The sequence below is a fragment of the Pseudomonas sp. HD6422 genome, from assembly GCF_025377065.1.
GTDB classification, from domain to species: domain Bacteria; phylum Pseudomonadota; class Gammaproteobacteria; order Pseudomonadales; family Pseudomonadaceae; genus Aquipseudomonas; species Aquipseudomonas putida_U.
Genome location: NZ_JAHWIW010000030.1, coordinates 1 through 19147 on the forward strand (window position 1 = coordinate 1; position 19147 = coordinate 19147).

Annotated in this window: 13 protein-coding genes and 2 pseudogenes; 12 read left to right on the plus strand and 3 right to left on the minus strand. The window is 60.9% G+C overall.

From position 1 onward, the window contains the following. Positions 1-405 precede the first annotated feature (405 nt). From KY379_RS20460 to KY379_RS20490, 7 genes and pseudogenes are all read left to right on the plus strand, one after another. Positions 406-1087, plus strand: a pseudogene (locus KY379_RS20460) (putative bifunctional diguanylate cyclase/phosphodiesterase); the annotation flags it as partial. A gap of 133 nt (positions 1088-1220) precedes the next feature. Beyond that, positions 1221-4217, plus strand: a complete 2997-nt coding sequence (locus tag KY379_RS20465; RefSeq protein WP_261241291.1) for a xanthine dehydrogenase family protein molybdopterin-binding subunit — start codon at positions 1221-1223, stop codon at positions 4215-4217. After that, positions 4214-5020 carry an FAD binding domain-containing protein gene (locus KY379_RS20470; protein ID WP_261241289.1) on the plus strand — a complete coding sequence of 269 codons (807 nt, stop codon included), beginning with the start codon at positions 4214-4216 and terminating at the stop codon, positions 5018-5020. Before KY379_RS20465 ends, KY379_RS20470 begins: the two co-directional genes overlap by 4 nt. Before the next feature lies 1 nt (position 5021). Next, entirely contained in the window at positions 5022-5522 is a 501-nt protein-coding gene (locus KY379_RS20475; protein WP_261241288.1) for a (2Fe-2S)-binding protein, read from the plus strand. 5 nt (positions 5523-5527) lie between these two features. Continuing rightward, positions 5528-7066 (plus strand): AMP-binding protein, encoded by a 1539-nt coding sequence (locus tag KY379_RS20480; protein WP_261241287.1) that lies wholly within the window; start codon positions 5528-5530, stop codon positions 7064-7066. 19 nt (positions 7067-7085) lie between these two features. Beyond that, positions 7086-7889 carry an enoyl-CoA hydratase/isomerase family protein gene (locus tag KY379_RS20485; protein WP_261241286.1) on the plus strand — a complete coding sequence of 268 codons (804 nt, stop codon included), beginning with the start codon at positions 7086-7088 and terminating at the stop codon, positions 7887-7889. 185 nt (positions 7890-8074) lie between these two features. Continuing rightward, entirely contained in the window at positions 8075-9427 is a 1353-nt protein-coding gene (locus KY379_RS20490) for an MFS transporter (protein ID WP_261241284.1), read from the plus strand. On the opposite strand, the gene KY379_RS20495 is transcribed toward KY379_RS20490, so the two are convergent. After that, entirely contained in the window at positions 9420-10205 is a 786-nt protein-coding gene (locus KY379_RS20495) for an alpha/beta fold hydrolase (RefSeq protein WP_261241281.1), read from the minus strand. The two genes, KY379_RS20490 and KY379_RS20495, sit on opposite strands and share 8 nt — an antisense overlap. Before the next feature lie 90 nt (positions 10206-10295). Here KY379_RS20495 and KY379_RS20500 point away from each other — a divergent pair, with 90 nt between their 5' ends. Next, the gene (locus tag KY379_RS20500) at positions 10296-11267 is read left to right on the plus strand and encodes an XdhC family protein (RefSeq protein WP_261241279.1); all 972 of its coding nucleotides are present in this window, start codon (positions 10296-10298) and stop codon (positions 11265-11267) included. Between the two features lie 188 nt (positions 11268-11455). Beyond that, a complete protein-coding gene (locus KY379_RS20505) occupies positions 11456-12310 on the plus strand; it encodes a helix-turn-helix transcriptional regulator (protein WP_261241278.1) in 855 nt (284 codons plus the stop codon). A gap of 360 nt (positions 12311-12670) precedes the next feature. Here the strand turns inward: KY379_RS20505 and KY379_RS20510 are convergent. Next, a pseudogene (locus tag KY379_RS20510) lies at positions 12671-13615 on the minus strand (tyrosine-type recombinase/integrase); the annotation flags it as partial. Positions 13616-13812: 197 nt separating this feature from the next. After that, a complete protein-coding gene (locus KY379_RS20515; RefSeq protein ID WP_261241276.1) occupies positions 13813-14727 on the minus strand; it encodes a LysR family transcriptional regulator in 915 nt (304 codons plus the stop codon). 199 nt (positions 14728-14926) lie between these two features. Here KY379_RS20515 and KY379_RS20520 point away from each other — a divergent pair, with 199 nt between their 5' ends. The 3 genes from KY379_RS20520 (at position 14927) to KY379_RS20530 (ending at position 19114) form a co-directional block, all read left to right on the plus strand. After that, complete coding sequence (locus KY379_RS20520; protein ID WP_133329236.1) at positions 14927-15949, plus strand: zinc-dependent alcohol dehydrogenase family protein; 1023 nt, start codon at positions 14927-14929, stop codon at positions 15947-15949. A 451-nt stretch (positions 15950-16400) separates the two neighbouring features. After that, positions 16401-17756 (plus strand): hypothetical protein, encoded by a 1356-nt coding sequence (locus tag KY379_RS20525; protein ID WP_261241274.1) that lies wholly within the window; start codon positions 16401-16403, stop codon positions 17754-17756. After that, positions 17756-19114 (plus strand): GntR family transcriptional regulator, encoded by a 1359-nt coding sequence (locus KY379_RS20530; RefSeq protein WP_133329240.1) that lies wholly within the window; start codon positions 17756-17758, stop codon positions 19112-19114. Before KY379_RS20525 ends, KY379_RS20530 begins: the two co-directional genes overlap by 1 nt. The last annotated feature ends 33 nt before the right edge of the window (positions 19115-19147 follow it).

The window sequence follows — 19147 nt, forward strand, 5'->3', positions numbered from 1 at the left end:
GCTGACGACTCATGGCACCTCCTATTTGGGCCTCATTATGAGGCTTGGAGGTGTCTACGAAACTAGGGGCGATTCAGAGGTAGATGCATTTTCGACCCCAAGCGCCATTCTAAATGTACGCTGTACTCGTTCTTGAAATTTCTTGTCGCTGGGTTTTATGTACAAATAATCAGGTGATACGATGGTTGTTTGGTCTTGGTAGCAGTGACTTAAAAAGCTTCTGAACGAAACTTTGCTTCCCGCCTTAACAAACTTTCCACCATATGGGACCTTAAGGTCTGAATCTATTCCAAATGCTGTGTTTAATATGCCTTTAAGGTTTTCTAACTTTATATTATTGTTTGGCTCTTTCGGGGTTTCGCCAGTGTCACTATAGTAAAAAGCATCAGTTAAGCCGCTGCTAAGGAGCATCCGGAAAAAGGATTTATCTAACCCCGCGGTGTTTGTGCCGGTGGTTGAGGACAGTGGTCAGATCATCCCGCTGAGCCTTTGGGTGCTCGATACGGTCTGCGCGCAGCTTCGCCAGCTAAGCGAGCAGGACATCACGGGAATTTCGATGGCAGTGAATATTTCACCGATGCATTTCCAGCGTGGCCATTTCGTCGACTGTATCCAGACAGTACTGAGCAAGCACGGACTTAGCGCCGGGCAGTTGGAACTGGAGATTACCGAATCGCTGTTGCTGCATAACGTTGAACAGGCGATCGACACGTTGCACCGGCTCAAGGCGTTGGTGCGCATTGCGCTTGATGATTTCGGAACCGGTTTTTCCAGCCTCAGCTACCTCAAGCGTTTACCCATTGACAAGATCAAGGTCGACCGCTCGTTCATCCAGGAAATCGCCACCGACCATCATGATGCAGGGTGCACCAAAGGCATTATTTCCATGGCCCATCACCTGCGCCTGACGGTGGTCGCCGAAGGCGTGGAAATGGCGTCCCAGGTGGATTTCCTGAAGCGCAGTCGCTGCGATGTTTTGCAGGGGTATTACTTTGCCAAACCGATGCCCCATACAGAAATCGAAGCTCTCCTGAGCCAACCCGCCGCCACATCCCTGACAGGCAGTTCTGACTGGTCCCTGTCCTGAAAATCAGACGCTAAGGTAAATTTTCAGACCCCAACGCAGAACTCCCTTTCTCCAGGCAAGGCGCTCCCTGCGCCTTTCTCACACACTCGGCTCTAACGCTATCGCGCTGTATAACAACAAGAGCCGCGAAAAAATGACCAGTTCCCAACCTGCTACCGAAAGCCAGACCGGCCACATCGGCGCCCGTCAGGCTCGTGTCGAGGACGCCGCATTGTTGCGCGGCCTCGGCTGCTATGCCGATGACGCTGCGATCCCTCCGGGAACGCTACATGCGGCGATCATCCGTTCACCCCACGCTCATGCCCGGATCATCTCGGTGGACTTTTCCAAAGCGCTGCTGATGAAAGGCGTGCACGGCGTGCTGGTCGGCGAAGACGTCAAACGCTGGGCGCTGCCTTTCCCGGTAGGTGTACGTCAGCCGATGGAGCACTGGTGCGTCGCCGTCGACAAGGTGCGTTATGTCGGAGAGCCGGTGGCCGTGGTGATCGCTGAGAGCCGCTATCTGGCGGAGGACGCCATCGAGGGTGTGCGCGTTGAATACGAGCGGCTGTCGCCGATCATAGATCCTGAACTGGCCACCGCCGAACAGGCACCGATCCTGCACGAAGCAGTCGGCAGCAACGTGGTCAACGAACGGCACTTTCGCTATGGCGAGCCGGAACAGGCGTTCGAGCAGGCGCCGCACAAGGTCTCGCTCAAAGTGAAGTTTCCGCGCAGTTCCTGCACACCCATTGAATGCTATGTGGTGCTGGCTCAGTACGAGCGCGCCACCGGCATCTATGACGTGTTGGCCAATTTCCAGGGCCCCTATGCGTTGCACACGGTCATGGCCCGGGCACTGAATGTGCCTGGCAACCGCTTGCGTTTGCGCACACCGAAAGATTCCGGCGGCAGCTTTGGCATCAAGCAAGGCGTGTTCCCTTACGTCGTGATGATGGGCCTGGCGTCACGCAAAGTCGGCGCACCGGTGAAGTGGGTCGAGGACCGCCTGGAACATCTTCAAGGGGCTTCTTCGGCGACCAATCGGGTGACCGAGATTGAAGCGGCGGTAGAAGCCGATGGCCGTATCACCGCGTTGCGTTATGACCAGATCGACGATTGCGGTGCCTACCTGAGAGCGCCCGAACCGGCAACGTTCTACCGCATGCACGGCAACCTGACGGGGGCCTACGCGATCCGCAATGTGCAAGTGCGCAACCGCGTGGTGCTGACCAACAAAACCCCTTCCGGCCTGAACCGTGGTTTTGGTGGACCGCAGGTGTATTTCGCCCTGGAGCGGCTGCTGCAACACATCGCCGTGCAGTTGAAGCTTGATCCGTTGGAGGTGATCCGCCGCAACCTGGTGCCGGCCGATGCTTTTCCTTATCAGGCGGCCGCCGGCGCGCTGCTCGATTCCGGCAATTACCAGGCAGGCATCGCCTTGGCGGCTGATGAGGGCGGTCTCGACGAGTTGCTCAAGCGTCGTGATCAGGCGCGTGCCGAAGGCCGATTCTATGGCATCGGTTATGCCGCCGTCATCGAACCCTCGATTTCCAACATGGGCTACATCACCACCGCGATGACACCCGAAGAGCGGCGCAAGGCCGGTCCGAAAAACGGAGCTGTCGCCACCGCCACCATCAACGTCGGCCCGTTGGGTGACGTGAGTGTGCACGTGTCCTCGGCACCGCAAGGGCAGGGCCATCAAACCACCGTGGCGCAGGTCGTCGCCGAAGTGCTCGGGGTCGCGTTGGAATCCATCGTGGTCAACGTCGAGCTGGATACCCAGAAAGACGCCTGGTCGATTGCCTCGGGCAACTATTCCAGCCGCTTCGCCGGCGCTGTTGCCGGTGCCGTCTACAAGGCCGCGCTGAAGATCCGCGATCGCCTCGCCGCAATTGCCGCCGAGCAGTTGCAGGCCAGTCCCGAAGATATTCGTTTCGCCGGCGGCAAGATTTTTGTGGTCAATGGCGGGGCGGTGGCGCCATTCCATCGGATTGCCGGTGCGACCCACTGGTCGCCGGGCCTGCTGCCGGAAGGTGAAAGCGGCGGCCTGCGCGAAACCGCCTTCTGGAGCCCGCCGCAACTGGTGGCGCCGGACGACCAGGATCAGGTCAATAGCTCACTGTGCTACGGCTTTGTCTTTGACATCTGTGGCCTGGAAATCGACCGCATGACCGGCGAGATCCACATCGATCGCTACGTCACCTGCCATGACGCCGGCCGCCTGCTCAACCCGGCACTGGTTGATGGCCAGATTCGTGGTGGCTTCACCCAGGGCCTCGGCGCGGCGCTGATGGAAGAGTTCGCCTATGGCGAGGACGGCAGCTTCCTCTCCGGGACCTTCGCCGATTACCTGGTGCCGACCGCACCGGAAGTGATCGAACCGGTGATCCTGCACATGGAAACGCCATCGCCATTCACCCCATTGGGCGCCAAGGGTGTGGGCGAGGGCAACAATATGAGCACGCCGGTGTGCATCGCCAACGCGGTGGCCGACGCCCTCGGTCGCTCGGACATCCGTCTGCCACTGACGCCCTCGAAAGTACGCACGCTCATTGGCATCGACGAACCGCCACGGCCCGCCGGTATGGAAGCCGATGACAACCTCGACGCAGCCGCCGGTGGACCGGCACTGCGGGCCAACGACTCGGTGGTGATTCCTGCCTCGCCGCAACAGGTGTTCGATACCTTGCTCGACCCACAGACGCTGGCGGCGATCATTCCCGGTTGCCACGACCTCGTGCTCGAAGGCGAAAACCGTTACCGCGCAGACGTCACCGTCGGCGTCGGCATGATCCGCGCGCGCTTCGAGGCCAAGGTGGCCCTGAGTGATCTGGACCCGCCGCATTCGTTGCGTCTGTCGGGATCCGGCAGCAGCTCCATGGGATCGGCCCAAGGCCAGGCCCAGGTGCGTTTCGTTGAACTGGAAAATGGCCACACACGTCTGGAGTACCAATACCAGGTGGCGGTCAGCGGCAAAGTCGCCGCAGTCGGCGGTCGAATGTTGCAAGGGGCCTCGAAAGTGATCATCGGACAAATATTTACTCGCCTGTCGCAACGGGTCAGCGGCCAAGCCATCTCCACCGGCTGGTGGGCGCGGCTGCGTGCCTCGCTCGGCGCGCTGTTTGGCAAGGGAGGTGCGCAATGAAACCGGCGGCTTTCGATTACGTTCGGGCTGACACCCGTCGTCAGGTGGTTGAGTTGCTCGCCGAGTACGGCCAGGAAGCTCGCATCATCGCCGGCGGCCAATCGCTGATGGCGGTGCTGAACATGCGCCTGGCTCAACCCAAATTGCTGATCGATATCAATCATGTGGATGAGCTGGCCTATATCGAGCTGCGCAACGATTGCCTGGCTGTCGGTGCCGGGGTGCGACAGGCGCAGTTGCTGGCGCGTTCGAGCCTGATGGACGAGGTGCCTTTATTGGCACTGGCCATGCCCTGGATCGGTCACTTCCAGACGCGTAACCGCGGCACCGTCTGTGGCTCGGTGGCTCATGCCGACCCCAGCGCCGAGTTGCCACTGTGCCTGGTGACGCTGGGCGGCGAAATCGTCCTGGAGTCGAAAAAAGGCAAGCGCATCGTCAAGGCTGCCGACTTCTTCCAGGGCATTCTCACCACCGACAAGCGTGCGGATGAACTGGTCGTCGAGGTGCGCTTTCCGCTCAAGCGCGAAGGCATCACCTATCGCTTTCGTGAAATCGCCATGCGCCACGGTGACTTCGCCATTGTTTCCCTGGCCGCGGTCATCGGCACGGACCAGGTCGAACTCGGCATCGGAGGGGTCGCCGACCGTCCGCAACGTCGCAGTCTGCCACGTGGTGCGGCGCTGCCCGACGCGCTAAATCAAACCGCCTGGTCGCTCGATGCACAAGACGACGTGCAGGCCAGTGCTGCCTATCGCCGCCAACTGATTCGCGAGCTGGGTCATCAGCTGATCGAAGGAGCCTGACATGCGTGTAACTGCCGACCAAACCTTTCCGATTCGCCTGGAACTCAACGGCCGCTCCCGCCAAGCGTTGGCTGAACCGCGCACCCAACTCTGCGATTTCCTGCGCCACGACCTCGGTGCCACGGGTGTCCATGTTGGATGCGAACACGGTGTCTGCGGTGCCTGCACGGTGTTGGTGGACGGAGTCGCCATGCGTTCCTGCCTGATGCTCGCGGTACAGGGGCACGAGCGGCGTATCGAGACCGTCGAGTCCCTGGCCGACTACGACACACTGAGCGACCTGCAACAAGCTTTTCGCCGTCATCACGCCTTGCAGTGCGGCTTTTGCACTGCGGGCATTCTCATGTCCTGCGTGGATTTCCTCGAACGGGTACCCAACCCGGACGAGACCCAGGTACGCGACATGCTTTCGGGGCATCTATGTCGCTGCACGGGCTACACCGGCATCGTCCAGGCCGTGCTCGAAGTCGCCGCCCAGCGCCAAACGAACAAAGGGGTATAACAAAAATGTTCGATCTCGGACGCAGCTTCCTCGCAGCCGTTGAGCGCCGACCGCACGCCGTGGCGGTCAGTGACGGTGCATTGAAGAAAACCTATGAAGACTGGTTCGTCGATATCCAGAGCGCAGCCAGGGGCCTGCAACGCCTGGGGCTGCAACGCGGCGACCGACTGCTGGTAGCGATGCAGAACCGCTGGCAAATGGCGACCCTGCATTGGGCTTGTCAGTTTGCGGGCGTCGTCATGACCCCGTTGAACTGGCGTTCGACTGCCGATGAGCTGGGCTACTGCATCGAAGATGCGCAAATCCGCGCGTTGGCCTACGACGACGCGACCGTGGCCGCCGTAGCCGGCTGCAGTGCCGCCACAGGGCTGCCGCGGATCGCCGTCGGTCTGCGTGCCGCCGACTCCGACCTGAGTTTCGAGGAACTGTGTTCGCAAGCGCCTGCGGCAATCATTCTGCAGGCCGACGCCGAAGACTTTTCACTGCTGCTGTACACCTCCGGCACCACCAGCAAGCCCAAGGGCGTGCCCCGTCGCCACCGTAGTGAACGCGCTGCGGCGGTTGCCCACGTAGCGCAAAACCTTTACCGCCAGAGCGAGTGCACGCTGGGAGTAATGCCGCTTTATCACACCATGGGCGTGCGTTCGTTGTTGTCCATGGCGCTGATCGACGGACATTTTGTCTGTGTGCCGAAGTTCGACGTCGAAGCCACGCTGCAGGCCATCGAGCGGGAAAAAGTCAGCAACCTGTACCTGGTGCCGACGCTCTACCACATGCTCATCGAACACCCGGCCTTCGCCCGCGAGCGAGTCGCCAGTGTGGAGAAAGTCGGCTTTGCCGGTGCGCCGATGAGCGACGGCTTGATACGTCGCGTCGAGGCGGCGTTCCAGCCGCAATTGTTCGTCAATCATTACGGCAGCTCGGAAATCTACACCTTCACCATCGACCAGCAAGCCAGCCGCAAACCCGGTTCGTCAGGGCGCAGTGCAATGAACCAGCGCGTGCGTGTGGTGCCGATCGATGCAGAATCGGTGGATGTGCAAGCCAAGCCGTTGGAGGAGGGCCAGATCATCGCCGACCTGGCGAGTGACGAGGCGTTCGAAGGCTACCTGAACCGCCCCGAAGCCACCGCCAAGGCGTTGCGTGACGGATGGTATTTCACCGGCGATATCGGCTACTTCGATCAGGACGGCGATCTGTTCGTCACGGGGCGAGTCGATGATTTGATCATCACCGGCGGCGAGAACGTCAGCCCCGCGGAAATCGAAAACATGCTTTCTCTTCATCCAGCGGTGGAAGAAGTGGTGGTGGTCGGTATGCCTGACGAGCAGTGGGGCAAGATCATTGCCGCCTTTATCAAGCCTCGTGCCGAGGTCTCGGAATCTGACCTCGATGCTCATTGCATCGCTTCGGGCCTGGCCAAATTCAAGCGGCCACGGCGTTACCAGTTCATCGACCAGATTCCCAAATCTCCCGTTGGCAAGGTGCTGCGGCGCGTGCTGCTGGCCCAATTCCAGGAACAGGCCTTGAAGGCCATCAGCTAATCATCCAGAGGACACTCCCATGCAACAACAATCGATCCAGCAATTTCTCGAGACTCAATTCGATGGCTTCCAGGTAGAAGTCGATGTGTCCCGTGAGCGCGCCGACATCATCCTCAACCGGGCGCCGTTGAACGTCATTTCCATGGGGCAGCGTGATGAACTGCGCCTGGTCTTCGAAGCCCTCGATGCACACCAAGGCGTGCGCGTCATCGTGCTGCGCTCGGTGGGTGAACACTTCTCCAGCGGCGGCGACATTAAGGGTTTTCTCGAAGCGTCGCCAGAGCACGTTTCCAAGCTGGCCTGGAACGTCGCGGCACCGGCACGTTGCGAAAAACCGGTGATCGTTGCCAACCGCGGTTACACCTTCGGTGTCGGTTTCGAACTGTCCCTGGCCTGCGATTTCCGCATTGCGTCGCAAACCACGCGCTACGCCTTGCCTGAGCAGAACCTGGGGCAGATCCCGGGCTCGGGTGGCTCCGCGCGCTTGCAGAAAATCATCGGCATCACCCGCACCAAGCACATGGTGATGCGCGCCAAGCGCATCACGGGCGACCAGGCCTATGCCTGGGGTATCGCTACCGAGGTCGTGCCGGATACCGAACTGGAAAGCACCGTCGATGCGTTGGTCGATGAACTGCGCCGCTTCTCGCCGCTGGCTCAGCGCACGGCGAAAAAACTGATCAATGACAACGAAGATGCGCCGCTGACCGTCGCGATCGAAATGGAAGGTCACTGCTACAGCCGTCTGCGTAGCTCCAGGGACTTCAAGGAAGGCGTCGAAGCGTTTCACAGCAAGCGTGCGGCAGTGTTCACCGGCGAGTAAATGCGTACCGGCGAGCAGGCCCGCGAGCATGTCGGAAACGGCGTGCGTCCCTGTGGAGCAGGGTCTGCCGCCCCGTCAATGCAACTGATAGGACACATCAAGGTATCACCGCTGACCTGCTGATTACCCGCAACCCGCGCACCGGGTTGCAGAACGTTTCGATTCACCGTTTGTGTGAGGCAACTATGACTACGACAACAACAATAAATGCATCACCAACCAGCGACGCTATCGATACACCGCAGATTCCACCGGGTAAGGCCCTGCTCGCGGCATTTGCCTCGACATTCGGCTGGGCACTGGATTTGTTTGACCTGTTCATTCTGCTCTACGTGGCACCCATCATCGGTCGCATGTTCTTCCCCTCGGACACCCCGACACTGTCGCTGGCCGCGGTGTATGCCTCGTTCGCCGTGGCCCTGCTGGTGCGTCCTCTGGGCTCGGCGATCTTTGGCGCGTATGCCGACAAACACGGTCGCAAGCGTGCGCTGATGGTATCGATGGTCGGCGTTGGTATTTCCACGGCACTATTCGGCGCGTTGCCGACCATTCATCAGATCGGCATATTGGCCCCGATACTGTTCCTGTTATTACGTGTAATTCAGGGCATTTTCGTTGGCGGCATCGTTGCCTCCACTCACACCATCGGCACCGAATCCATCTCGCCGCGCTATCGCGGCTTGATGTCCGGGTTGATCGGTGGCGCCGGTGCCGGCATGGGCGCGCTGTTGGCGTCATTCACTTATCTGGTGTTGTCGGAAATTATTCCCGGGGAGGAATTCGACGTCTGGGGCTGGCGCTTCATGTTCTTCTGCGGCCTGCTCAGCACGTTTTTCGGTCTGGTGATGTTCCGTTACCTGGAAGAAACTCCGGTCTGGCAGCAACTGCAACAAGCCCGTAAGACCAAGGGTCCGACGGTAGTGGTCGTGTCGCCGCTCAAGCGTCTGTTCGGACGCGAGTACCGCAGCGTGATGCTGGTCAACCTGCTGATTACGTTTGGCGGCGGTGCCACGTATTACCTGGCCTGTGGTTATCTGCCGACCTTGCTCAACGTGGTCGCCAAAGTGCCCCATACGCAGACTTCGCAGATGCTCATGTATGGGTCGGCGGCAACCATTGTCGGAGCACTGGCCTTCGGTTATCTGAGCGACCTGATCGGTCGCAAGAAGACCTTCATGCTGCTGGGTGTGATCAACCTGGTGAGCCTGCCGATGATGTTTCTGGGTGTCGCCGAATCGGGTTCGCTGACCCGCACTGCGCTGTATTGCGTGGGCATAGGCTTCATTGGTGGGGCGATCATCGCGCCGATTCTGATCTTCCTCAACGAACGCTTTGCCACCGAGCTGCGAGCCAGCGGTACCGGATTGTCCTGGAACATCGGTTTCGCCCTCGGCGGCACCATGCCGACCTTTGTGTCTCTGGTCAGCAGCAGCCCTGCACAGATCCCCATGGTACTGGCGATTTTCGCCGTTGGTCTGTCGGTGATCTACCTGATCGGCAGCGTGGTGATCCCAGAAACCCAAGGCAATTTCAAATAAAGGCGGGGAGGTGCTCCAGGAATTCGCAGATGAGCTGCAAGGTCCGCTCGGGCGCTTCGGTTTGGGGAAAGTGCCGACAGTCATCCAGCAGTACACAGCGGCTCGGTCCAGGTACCTGTCGCTGGATGACCACCAGTTGCTCGGGCGTGGCGTAGTGGTCGTCGCGCCCTTGAATGACCAGCAGCGGCTTTTTGATATAAGCCAACTGCGCTTCGAGATCGTCCAGGGAAAAGTCCGGGTGCAACCAGCTGTCGCTCCAGCCGTGGAAGGCGCCGTCGACATTGGTCCCATGATGGCGTGCCAGGCGCTCGCGCAATTCGCCCTGATGCCAGGCCTCGGTGGTATGGCGAATGCCATCGAGGCTCTCGGCCTCGACAATCACGTGAGGCGCCAGTGCAATGCTGCCCAACACGCGTGGATCGTTGGCGGCGGCATAGGCAAGGACGATGGATGCGCCGTCACTGTGACCGAGCAAGACCACCTGTGGCAGTTGCAAGGCATCGAGCAATTGCCGTAGCTCGCGAGGGCCGTCGCTGCTCAGGTAGTTCAGCGGACGTGGCAGGGTTACCGGGCTCGATTGCCCATAACCCTGACGGCTGTAAGTGACCACGCCGTAACCGCTGGCCTGGGCCAGGCGCTGGGGGAAGTCTTTCCATTGTTCGGCGCTGCCGAGGCCTTCGTGCAGCAACACAAGCGTCGGTTGGGATGGATCAACCGCAGGCAGTTGGCGGTATTCCAGGCGCAGCGGGCCAAGTTGCAAAAATTGTTGTGGCGACATGTTGAGTCAACGATTGAACTAGGTTGCTCGCAGGTTACCGTAAACGTAACCCCGCATGCAGTACCACGCATTGCTTGAGGTATACAAATCATGCGCCATCTCGATGTTCAGGTGATCGACCAGGCACTGCAATGGGCTCGCGCCGGGCAGGCCCAGTGGCTATGCACGGTGCTCTCCACCTATGGCTCGGCGCCGCGTGCGCCGGGTGCGATGCTGGTGACCAACGGCACGGGCGAACACGTCGGCTCGCTGTCGGGTGGCTGCGTTGAAGAGGAGTTTCTCGAGAGCCTGGCGCGCGGTGAATTACGCGAACCGGCGCAGATCGTCAGTTATGGCGACAGCGTCGAGCAACGCCACCGTCTACGATTGCCCTGTGGTGGCGTGCTGATCGTGCTGGTCGAGCACCGCGCTGCCAGCATCGAATGGATCGCACACTTGGAGAGTCTGCAAGCGGCGTTAGGCGGCCAGCGTCGTCTGCTGCGTCACGTCGAGCTGAGCAGCGGTGCCTTTCGCCTGGACCCGGACAGCGGACACGGCAGCGAGCGGGTGCAAGTCGTCGACGAAAAGGTGCGCATCAGCGTTGGCCCGGCGTTGCGACTGATTCTGGCAGGGCTCTCGCCGGTCGCTGAAGCCTGCGCCAGTTTTGCCCGCGCCATCGGCTGCGAAGTCATCGCCTTCGACCCCCGGGAGGAGATGCTGCATATACATCTCGAAGGCGTGGAGATGCAGCGTGTGCTGCCCTCGATGTTCATTGCCGACGGAGGTTGCCACGCGGCGACCGCGGTGGTGGCGCTGACTCACGATCCGCGAATCGATGATCTGGCGCTAATGGAGGCGGTCCACACCCCGGCGTTTTACATCGGTGCCATGGGGTCTCAGGCAACCTCGACCAAGCGCGCCGAGCGACTCAAGCGCATCGGTGGTCTGACGGATGAACAGATTGCCCGTTTGCACATGCCCATCGGCCTCGATCTGGGCAGCAAGGCCCCGGCGGAAATCGCGCTGGCGGTGGTCGCCGATATCCTGCGCGTTTATCACGGGAAAGAGCGCCATGCCTTGTAAGGCGCTTTTTCCGACGAGCGTGGGGGCTGCGAAAGTCGTGGTAGACGCTCGGTCATTCGCGCGCGATAGTGGCCAGCCAAGTGTTGTTGAACCATAGAGCGATCGCCGGGCTTGAGCAATAGATAGACGCCCCGATGATATGCATTGAGGCTGATAACGAAATCGCTTCAATCGAGTGGAGGAATCTGATGTCGATTGCCCAACGGGTTTTCCACGGCAGGTTTGGCCGGGTCGCCTTGCTGAATATGGATCGTTCGCTGGTCACCCATACCCATTCCGAATGCCATGTGCTGGTCAAAGTTTCCGGCGAAGACACTTACTTCAACGTTAACGGTCGGCGGGTTCCGCTCAGCGATCGCACGGCGGTGTTGGTCAACGCCTGGGAGCCGCATTTCTACGATCCGCAGCCGGGTGCCGGTGCCACCGTAATCCTGGCGCTCTACATCGAGCCCGCCTGGCTGGCCACTGCCCAGCAGTCGCTGGCGCTCAGCGGTCGGCCGGACTTTTTTGCCCAGTCGTGCATCGAGCTGTCGAGTCGTAATCGCACCTTGGCCGACATCTTGGTCGCCGAAGCACATGGCTGCGGGATCGTGCCGAAAGAACGCATGGAATTCATGCTGTTCGACTTCCTGATCGAACTGATCGAGGACTTTTCCAGCTGGCGGCATTTGTCGCTACTGGGAGCGCCGAGCTCAGGTCAGTTCCGAGACGCGCGCGTACGCAGTGGCACCGCCTGGTTGCTTGAGCACCTTGATGATCCGAACCCGATCGACAACGCCGCGCGGGTGTGTGGCCTGTCTCGGGCGCACTTCTTTGCGCTGTTCAAGAAAGATACCGGCATGACGCCGACCCTGCTGCTGAACGACGCCCGCATGCGCCGGGCTTTTGCCTGGCTGGAGCGTGAGCGCAGTGGAACGTTGGGCCTGTTGTCGGAGAACCTCGGCTTCTCCGAGCAAGGTCATTTCACACGGTTTTTCCGTCAGCACATCGGCGCTTCACCCAGCCAGTATCGGCGTGTAGTGGATTGTTATACGACAGTTTGAACCGAGAGTGTTGGTGCCGACGCTGAATTGACCCAGTTACCGAGATGCCACTGCTCCAGTCTGACTCATCGCGAACCATTTCCTTTGCTGGATTTCTGCCGATTGGAGTTGGGTCAGTCTTGCGTCGGCCCGCGGGTCAATTTGGCGTCGGCGCCAACAAGCAGTGGATCAACCACAGCGTCAAACGCGGGCGAATGATCACGGCGATTCTGATAATTAAGATGATAGCCCCCAAAGTGTTGGCACCAGTCCTCAAGTGCTCGTACCAGACTGCCGTCAGGCAGGTACTTCACCGTTGCAGTGAGGCGGTTGTTGTAGCGACTGGAGGCACCGTTGAAAAGACGTATGCTTTCCTCGCATTTATTCTGCTGCTTCGCGCTTGGCATTTTTACGAAGCTGATCGAGGTAGTCCGTCCATTGCTGAGCGGCCTCCCGACGTTGTCCTAACAACAGCGCACGCGCATACACCGCACCCAGGGCCCCCGGCATACGGTGGGACAACGAAAGCTCCAGCACGATCGGGTCGATGCCCAGATGCTCGTGGGCAATGGTCCGATAAGTGGCGCGAAAGCCATACGCGGTGATTTTGTATTCGGGCCAGATGCATTGGTAGGACTTAAGCATGGAAGTCGGATCCATCGGATTGCCTGGGTGAACCGGCGAGCCGAATGCCCAGCCGTTACCCTCATCATCCACCACGCGGGTCTTGCGCAGTTCTCGAAGCAGGACCAGGGCCTGCTCCGGCAACGGCACGATGTGTTTGGCCCTGTTCAGATGCTTCGTCTTGCTGACCACGTAGCGCCAGTCGGCGCCGACCAGGTCGACGTCTTCCCAGCGCATCTTCGCCAGTTCACCGGGACGAACCGGCAGCATGACCAACAGCCGCATCGCCGTGGTGACAATGCCGTCGTAACAGTCGTCCAGTCGCAGCAGAAACCGACCCAAGTCGGCCGGTCGTTCGATTGCCGGATTGCTGGTCACCACGTGACGGATCTTCAGTTCCTCGATGTTGCTCAGCGCCACGTTGCGCTCCACCCAGCCACGTCCTTCGGCAAAACCCAGCACCGCGCGGATGATAGTGCGCACGCGCGTGGCCATGGCCATGGTGCGCTTGCGGCGTAGCTCGGTGATGATCTCGGTGATGTGCTCCAGCTTGATTTCGCTGACCGGCTTATGGCCGATGGCCGGCAGAACATGATTGTCCAGCGCGCCACGGAAACCCGAGAGGGATTTCGTCACCAGTTCCGCGGACTTGAAGTTCAGCCATTGCTCGGCCACGTACCTGAAGGTGCGTACCTCGCTCAGAGGCTATCTGGATCCCCGATATTCACTCCATTTATCCTCCTCAATAGCCTGCTTGTCCTCAGACTGGGGGCATGCTTTTCAAACCATCCAAAGCATGCCCTCAAATTTGCCCCAAATTTAGCAATTGGCTGGAAGTAAACTGCTATTAAAGGCTGGAAAACGCAACAATGATCAGCTAACAAGCATGCACGAAGCCATTAAAGACTGTCAGGATCCCCGAAGAACATCTGAATCCTCGACCGCAACCACCGTTCCGCCGGATCATTATCCTGCGCCCCCCGCCACGCCATGTGCAGTTCGAAACTGCGCACCTCGATCGGTAGGTCCTCGGCCCGCAAGCCTCCTGCCGCGGTCAGGACGTCCGCGGTGTAGTCGGGTACCGTGGCGACGATGTCCGTCCCCGCCAACAAGCTCCCCAACCCGTTGAATTGCGGCACCGCAAGCACCACGTGGCGCTTGCGGCCGATTTCTTCGAGCGCTTCGTCGATGAACCCGGACAAGTCCCCGGCGAACGACACCAGCGCATGGGGGCGGGCGCAGAAGTCGTCGAGGCTGATGCTGCCCGGCATGCTGTCGGCGCGCAGCAACTTGGGCCGACTGCGCCGCAATATCTTGCGCTTGGCATTGGCCGGCAGGTCGCTGGTGTAGCTAACGCCGACCGAGATCTCGCCCGAGGCCAGCAGAGTCGGCATCAGCAGATAGTTGACCCGACGCACCACCAGCACGATGCCCGGCGCCTCGGCGCGGATGCGCTTGAGCAGTTGCGGCAGCAGGGCGAATTCTGTGTCGTCCGACAGGCCAATGCGAAATACCGCGTTGCTGGTAGCCGGGTCGAACTCGGCGGCACGGCTGACTGCGGTGGAAATCGAGTCCAGCGCCGGCGACAGCAGGGCGAAGATCTCGTGAGCCCGGGCCGACGGCTCCATGCTGCGGCCGGTGCGCACGAACAGCGGGTCGTCGAACAGGTTGCGCAGGCGCGACAAGGCCGCGCTGATCGCCGGTTGGCCGAGGAACAGCTTTTCCGCGGCGCGGGTCACGCTGCGCTCATGCATCAGGGTTTCGAACACGATCAGCAGGTTGAGGTCTACGCGACGCAGGTCGTTTCGATTCATCGGTGCGCTTCGCCTAAAGTGGGGCAGGGGTGAATCTTAAGGCCAAAGGCTGCTACCCTGCACCGGTTTCTGGGCATCGATGCGATCAGGTGCCCAATCGATCAGAAGCATGTCGACTATTAACGGCCGCTGATGGTCTAACGGGGTAAGCCCGGATAAAGTGCGTGGTAATACGAGATTCACATAGGCGAGGTATGCGATGTCCCGCATCATCCGATTCCACAAGTTCGGCGCGGCCGACGTGCTCCGCTTGGAAGAGCAGGCCGAGCCGACGCCTGCTGCCGGCGAGGTGCAGATTCGCGTCGAGGCCATCGGCATCAGCTGGTACGACGTGCTCTGGCGGCAGAACCTGGCACCCTCCCAGGCGCGCCTGCCGGCGGGGATCGGGCACGAGATGGCCGGCGTGGTCACTGCGGTTGGCGAGGGCGTCGAGGATATCGCCGTGGGTGACCGGGTGGCCAGCTTCCCGGCCACCAGCCCCAACGAGCATCCGGTGTATGGCGATGTCATCGTGCTGCCCCGCACGGCCATCACCCGCTATCCCGCGTTGCTCACGCCCATCGAGGCCAGTGTGCATTACACGCCCTTGCTGATCGCCTATTTCGCTTACGTCGACCTGGCCCGGGCCAAGGCCGGGCAGACTGCGCTGGTGACCGACGCCAGTCACTGTGCCGGGCCGGCCTTCGTGCAACTGGGCAAGGCGCTGGGTCTGACCGTGTTCGCCGCCACCAAGGAAACCGAGCAGCGCGAGTACCTGTTGGGCCTGGGCGCCGACAAGGTGATCGTCACCGAAGAGCAGGACCTGTTGCTGCAAATCGGCAAATACACCGGCGGACGTGGCGTGGACATGGTCCTCGATGGCCTGGGCGGCCCACAGATGTCATTGCTCGGCGATGTCCTGGCGCCGCGTGGCAGCTTGGTGCTGTACGGCCTGCAGGGTGGCAACCAGACGCCATTCCCGGCCTGCGCGGCATTCCAGAAGAACATCCAGTTTTACGTGCACTGCGTGAGCAACTTCACCGGCAAGCCCGAGCTGGGTATCCACCAGGATCAGGTGGCGTTGCACCGGGCCCTGCGCGACATCAATCAGTTCACCGCTGACCAACTGCTCAAGCCGCAGATCGCCAAGGTCTATCCTTTCAGCGAGGTGGTCGAGGCCCATCGATACATGGACGCATGCCCGTGCGGCGGACGGGTGATCCTGGATCTCGGCGCGGGCTAGTCGACGACAGCGGGCCGCTTTTCAACAAGCCCAGGCGGATGTCCTGGGCTTTTTTATCTGCGATTCCTACATTACGTAATCGCAAAATCTTACACTAATTTTGATCGATAGTTGATCTCTGTCATCTATTGGTACGCTTTTCTGCGTCGGTTTAATTGTGCCTTCAATACAAGGTGGCTTTTCTTGCCTGCTGCATGGTTTTTTTACCGGGATCTGTATCTTTTATTCCGAGCGCAACGCTTGATAATGGCTCAATGATAGTTTGCTGCGGAGCAGCGCCAGGCAAGGTCTGGCCTGTTCGACCGCCTCGGCATGATGGCTATCGATATGATGATTTTTCATTTCCTACATACTTCCGAAGTATCTGTAGGAGTTTTCTTTTTTGAATGCTCTGAGCAGGTCTTGTCGCGCAAGTACAGGGATGAACTAACCAAGTTGGCGAGGTGACCCAGTGACAATGACTCATAATCAAGCCATGAACTATATCTACGAGCAGGTGCTGGAGCGCTTGATGAGGCACATGTCTGCGGCGCAGCGCGCCTCGATGCAGTTGCTCGTGCAGCGCCTGTTGGTGGCGGCGGGCGGCCCTGATTACATCGGCACGTTCCGCCTGCTGGTGGTGCATGGCAACGACCGACGTAGTGCGCGCTTGCTGGCCATGCTGCGTGCAGCGCAGTTGTGCATCGCCCTGCGCGCGCCGGCCACATTCCAGCTACGGGTGCTCGTCGCTTGCCTGCCGGGGCCGGGCAGCGCGGTAGTACAGCGGCATGAGCGTTGTTTCAACGCGCTGTTCATGGCCGACGATCCGCGGGTGAACCTGCAGATCATCGAAGGTGCCGAGGCGGTGCCCTTCGAGGGGCGGTCCACTTTTCACCGCGACCACTGGTCGATGCATCGTCGGTCACTGCTGTTGTTCGGCCACCTGCAGGATGTCGGTGGCGAGGCGCTGTTGGGCTGTCGCCTGCACTTGGAACTGGCCGATGCCGTGTGTCGGGCCATCGACGATAACGCTGCGTCTGCCGATGCGATCGTCACTGCCTTGCCCGAACGGCAACGTCGGCGTTACCTGGCCTGGGCACGACGAACACTGCGTCAGGCGGACCCACGCGCAGCGCAGGCCGTGCAGCAATGTCTGGCTACGCTGATGAGTGGTCTGAGCCAGTTGAACGCCGTTGCCGGATCGCCACTGGAAACGCCGTCCACCTCGGTGGCGGTCGTTGTCGAGGACCGAATGCCGTTGCTCGGCGTCAAGCTCGATGACCTGCTGCTGCACCTGCATGATGAGAGCCAGCTCGACGAAATGCTCCAGTGCGCAGGCGAGACGGCCCTGGACAGCCCGTCGCTGGGCGCGTTCCTCGACCCCACCAGCCTCGAGCGGCTGGCCGACCTGCAAGCCCGCTGTGCCCAAACGATCGACCTGCAGCAACCACCAGCCTCGGCCGGCCGGAATGGGGATGAGCAGGCCGCCCTGGGGCCAGATCCCAATGCCTACGGTCTCGAACCGGCACAGTGCAGTTGCTTGCTGTTCAGGCCATTCGCCGATCACGGGCGTAACCTCGAGACCTTTCTCAGGTGCCGACATCCCGACATGCTCGTGGCCTTGCCGTATTTGTTGCGCGCGCTGCAAGGCAAGGACTGCCCAGATGCGGTGAAGGACTGGCTGGTCAACACCAGCGGCTTGGCACTGACTGAGTTGCGGGCCATCTTCGAGGGTAAGCTGCCCGAGGCCCCAATGCAGTTGCTGGCGCGGCTGGCGCGACGTGACGTCTGTCTGCGGCTGCTGTCGCGAGGCGGGGCCAGTCGCTGATGGGGCGTTCGACACCGGGCGAATTTGCCTATCAGGCTGTGTATCGCTATCTGCAGGGGTTGATCGACAACGCCCCGCGTAGCGGTCAGTTGCGTTTGCCTTCGCTGCGCGCGCTGGCGCGCCGGCTGCGGGTGTCGTTGGCCACGGTGCAAAGTGCCTATGCGCTGCTGGAGAACGAGGGGCGAGTGGTTTCCATTGCCAAGCGTGGCTATTTCGTCCGTGCCGATGACGAGGTTGCAGGCTCGCCAGGCGCCGACTTGCCCTGGCTGTGGGGGCAGGGGGCGGCCATGCCCGCAAGTTCGCAGTTGGAGCGCGCATTGCACCGCCATGAACGTCGCCTGCTGCGCCAGAGCGATCGTTGTCTGAGCCAGGCTCACGGACTGGCCGGTGAACGCTTGCGCCTAGTCCTGGCCCAGCGTTACACCCGATCGCCCTCGCACTCCTGGCGTGCCGAGCATGTGCATCTGGGGCCGGACGTGAGGGCGGTGCTGCAGACGCTGCTACCGGCCCTCGGGCTGCGTGGCGCCACCGCGTTGGTGGCGTCGCCGTGCTGCTGGCGGCTGTTCAGCGCGATGCAGGACGTGGACATGCGGGTGCTCGAAGTGCCGTGCCTGGTGTCGGGGGAACTGGATCTGGTGGCCATGGACCACCTGCTCAAGACCGAACCGGTGCGGGCCGTGGTGATGCCCTCCTGCCTGGGCATGCCGCAGGGGCGTTTGCTGGGTGAGCACGAGCAGCGGTCGATAGCCGGTTTGTTGGCTCAGTACCCTGTCTGGGTGGTGGAGAACGACCTGGACAGCGAACGCTGTTACAGCACCCCGTCCAGCCTGCGCCTGCGCGATCTGATCGACCCACGCTGGCTGCTGGTACTGGGGTCGCTGGCAGCCTCGGCGGGGGCCGAGGCTCCCTATGCCTATGTATTGAGCAGCCATAACGAGGTCCTGCGGGCGTTCGCGCGTCGCTGCTTCGAGCTCTCTCCGGTGCGACAGCAAGCGCTTGCCTGTCTACTGGACAAGGGGGAAGTCGACGCTCACCTGCGGCGCTGGCGAGAGGCGATGCGCTGGTGCATGGGCTATCTGTGCCAGCAGCTCATGGCTCAGTGCGGCCAGCAACTGGCGTTCGAACAGCCCGCGGGAGGGGATATCGTCTGGCTGCGTCTACATGACGCCGGGGCTGTCCGCCGGGTGATCACCGCCCTGGCGGGCTCGACGCTCAAGGCCATACCCGGTGACTGGTTCAGCGTCCAGGGTCAGCATTCGCAGTACCTGGCACTGATCTGGCTGGATGGACAGACCGACCCCTTGCAAGCGGCCCTGCAGCGGATGACCGAGGTGCTGGGTCAGGCAGGCGAGTGCTAGCGTTTTACCGTTGATCCGTCGCGCTTGCCTGGA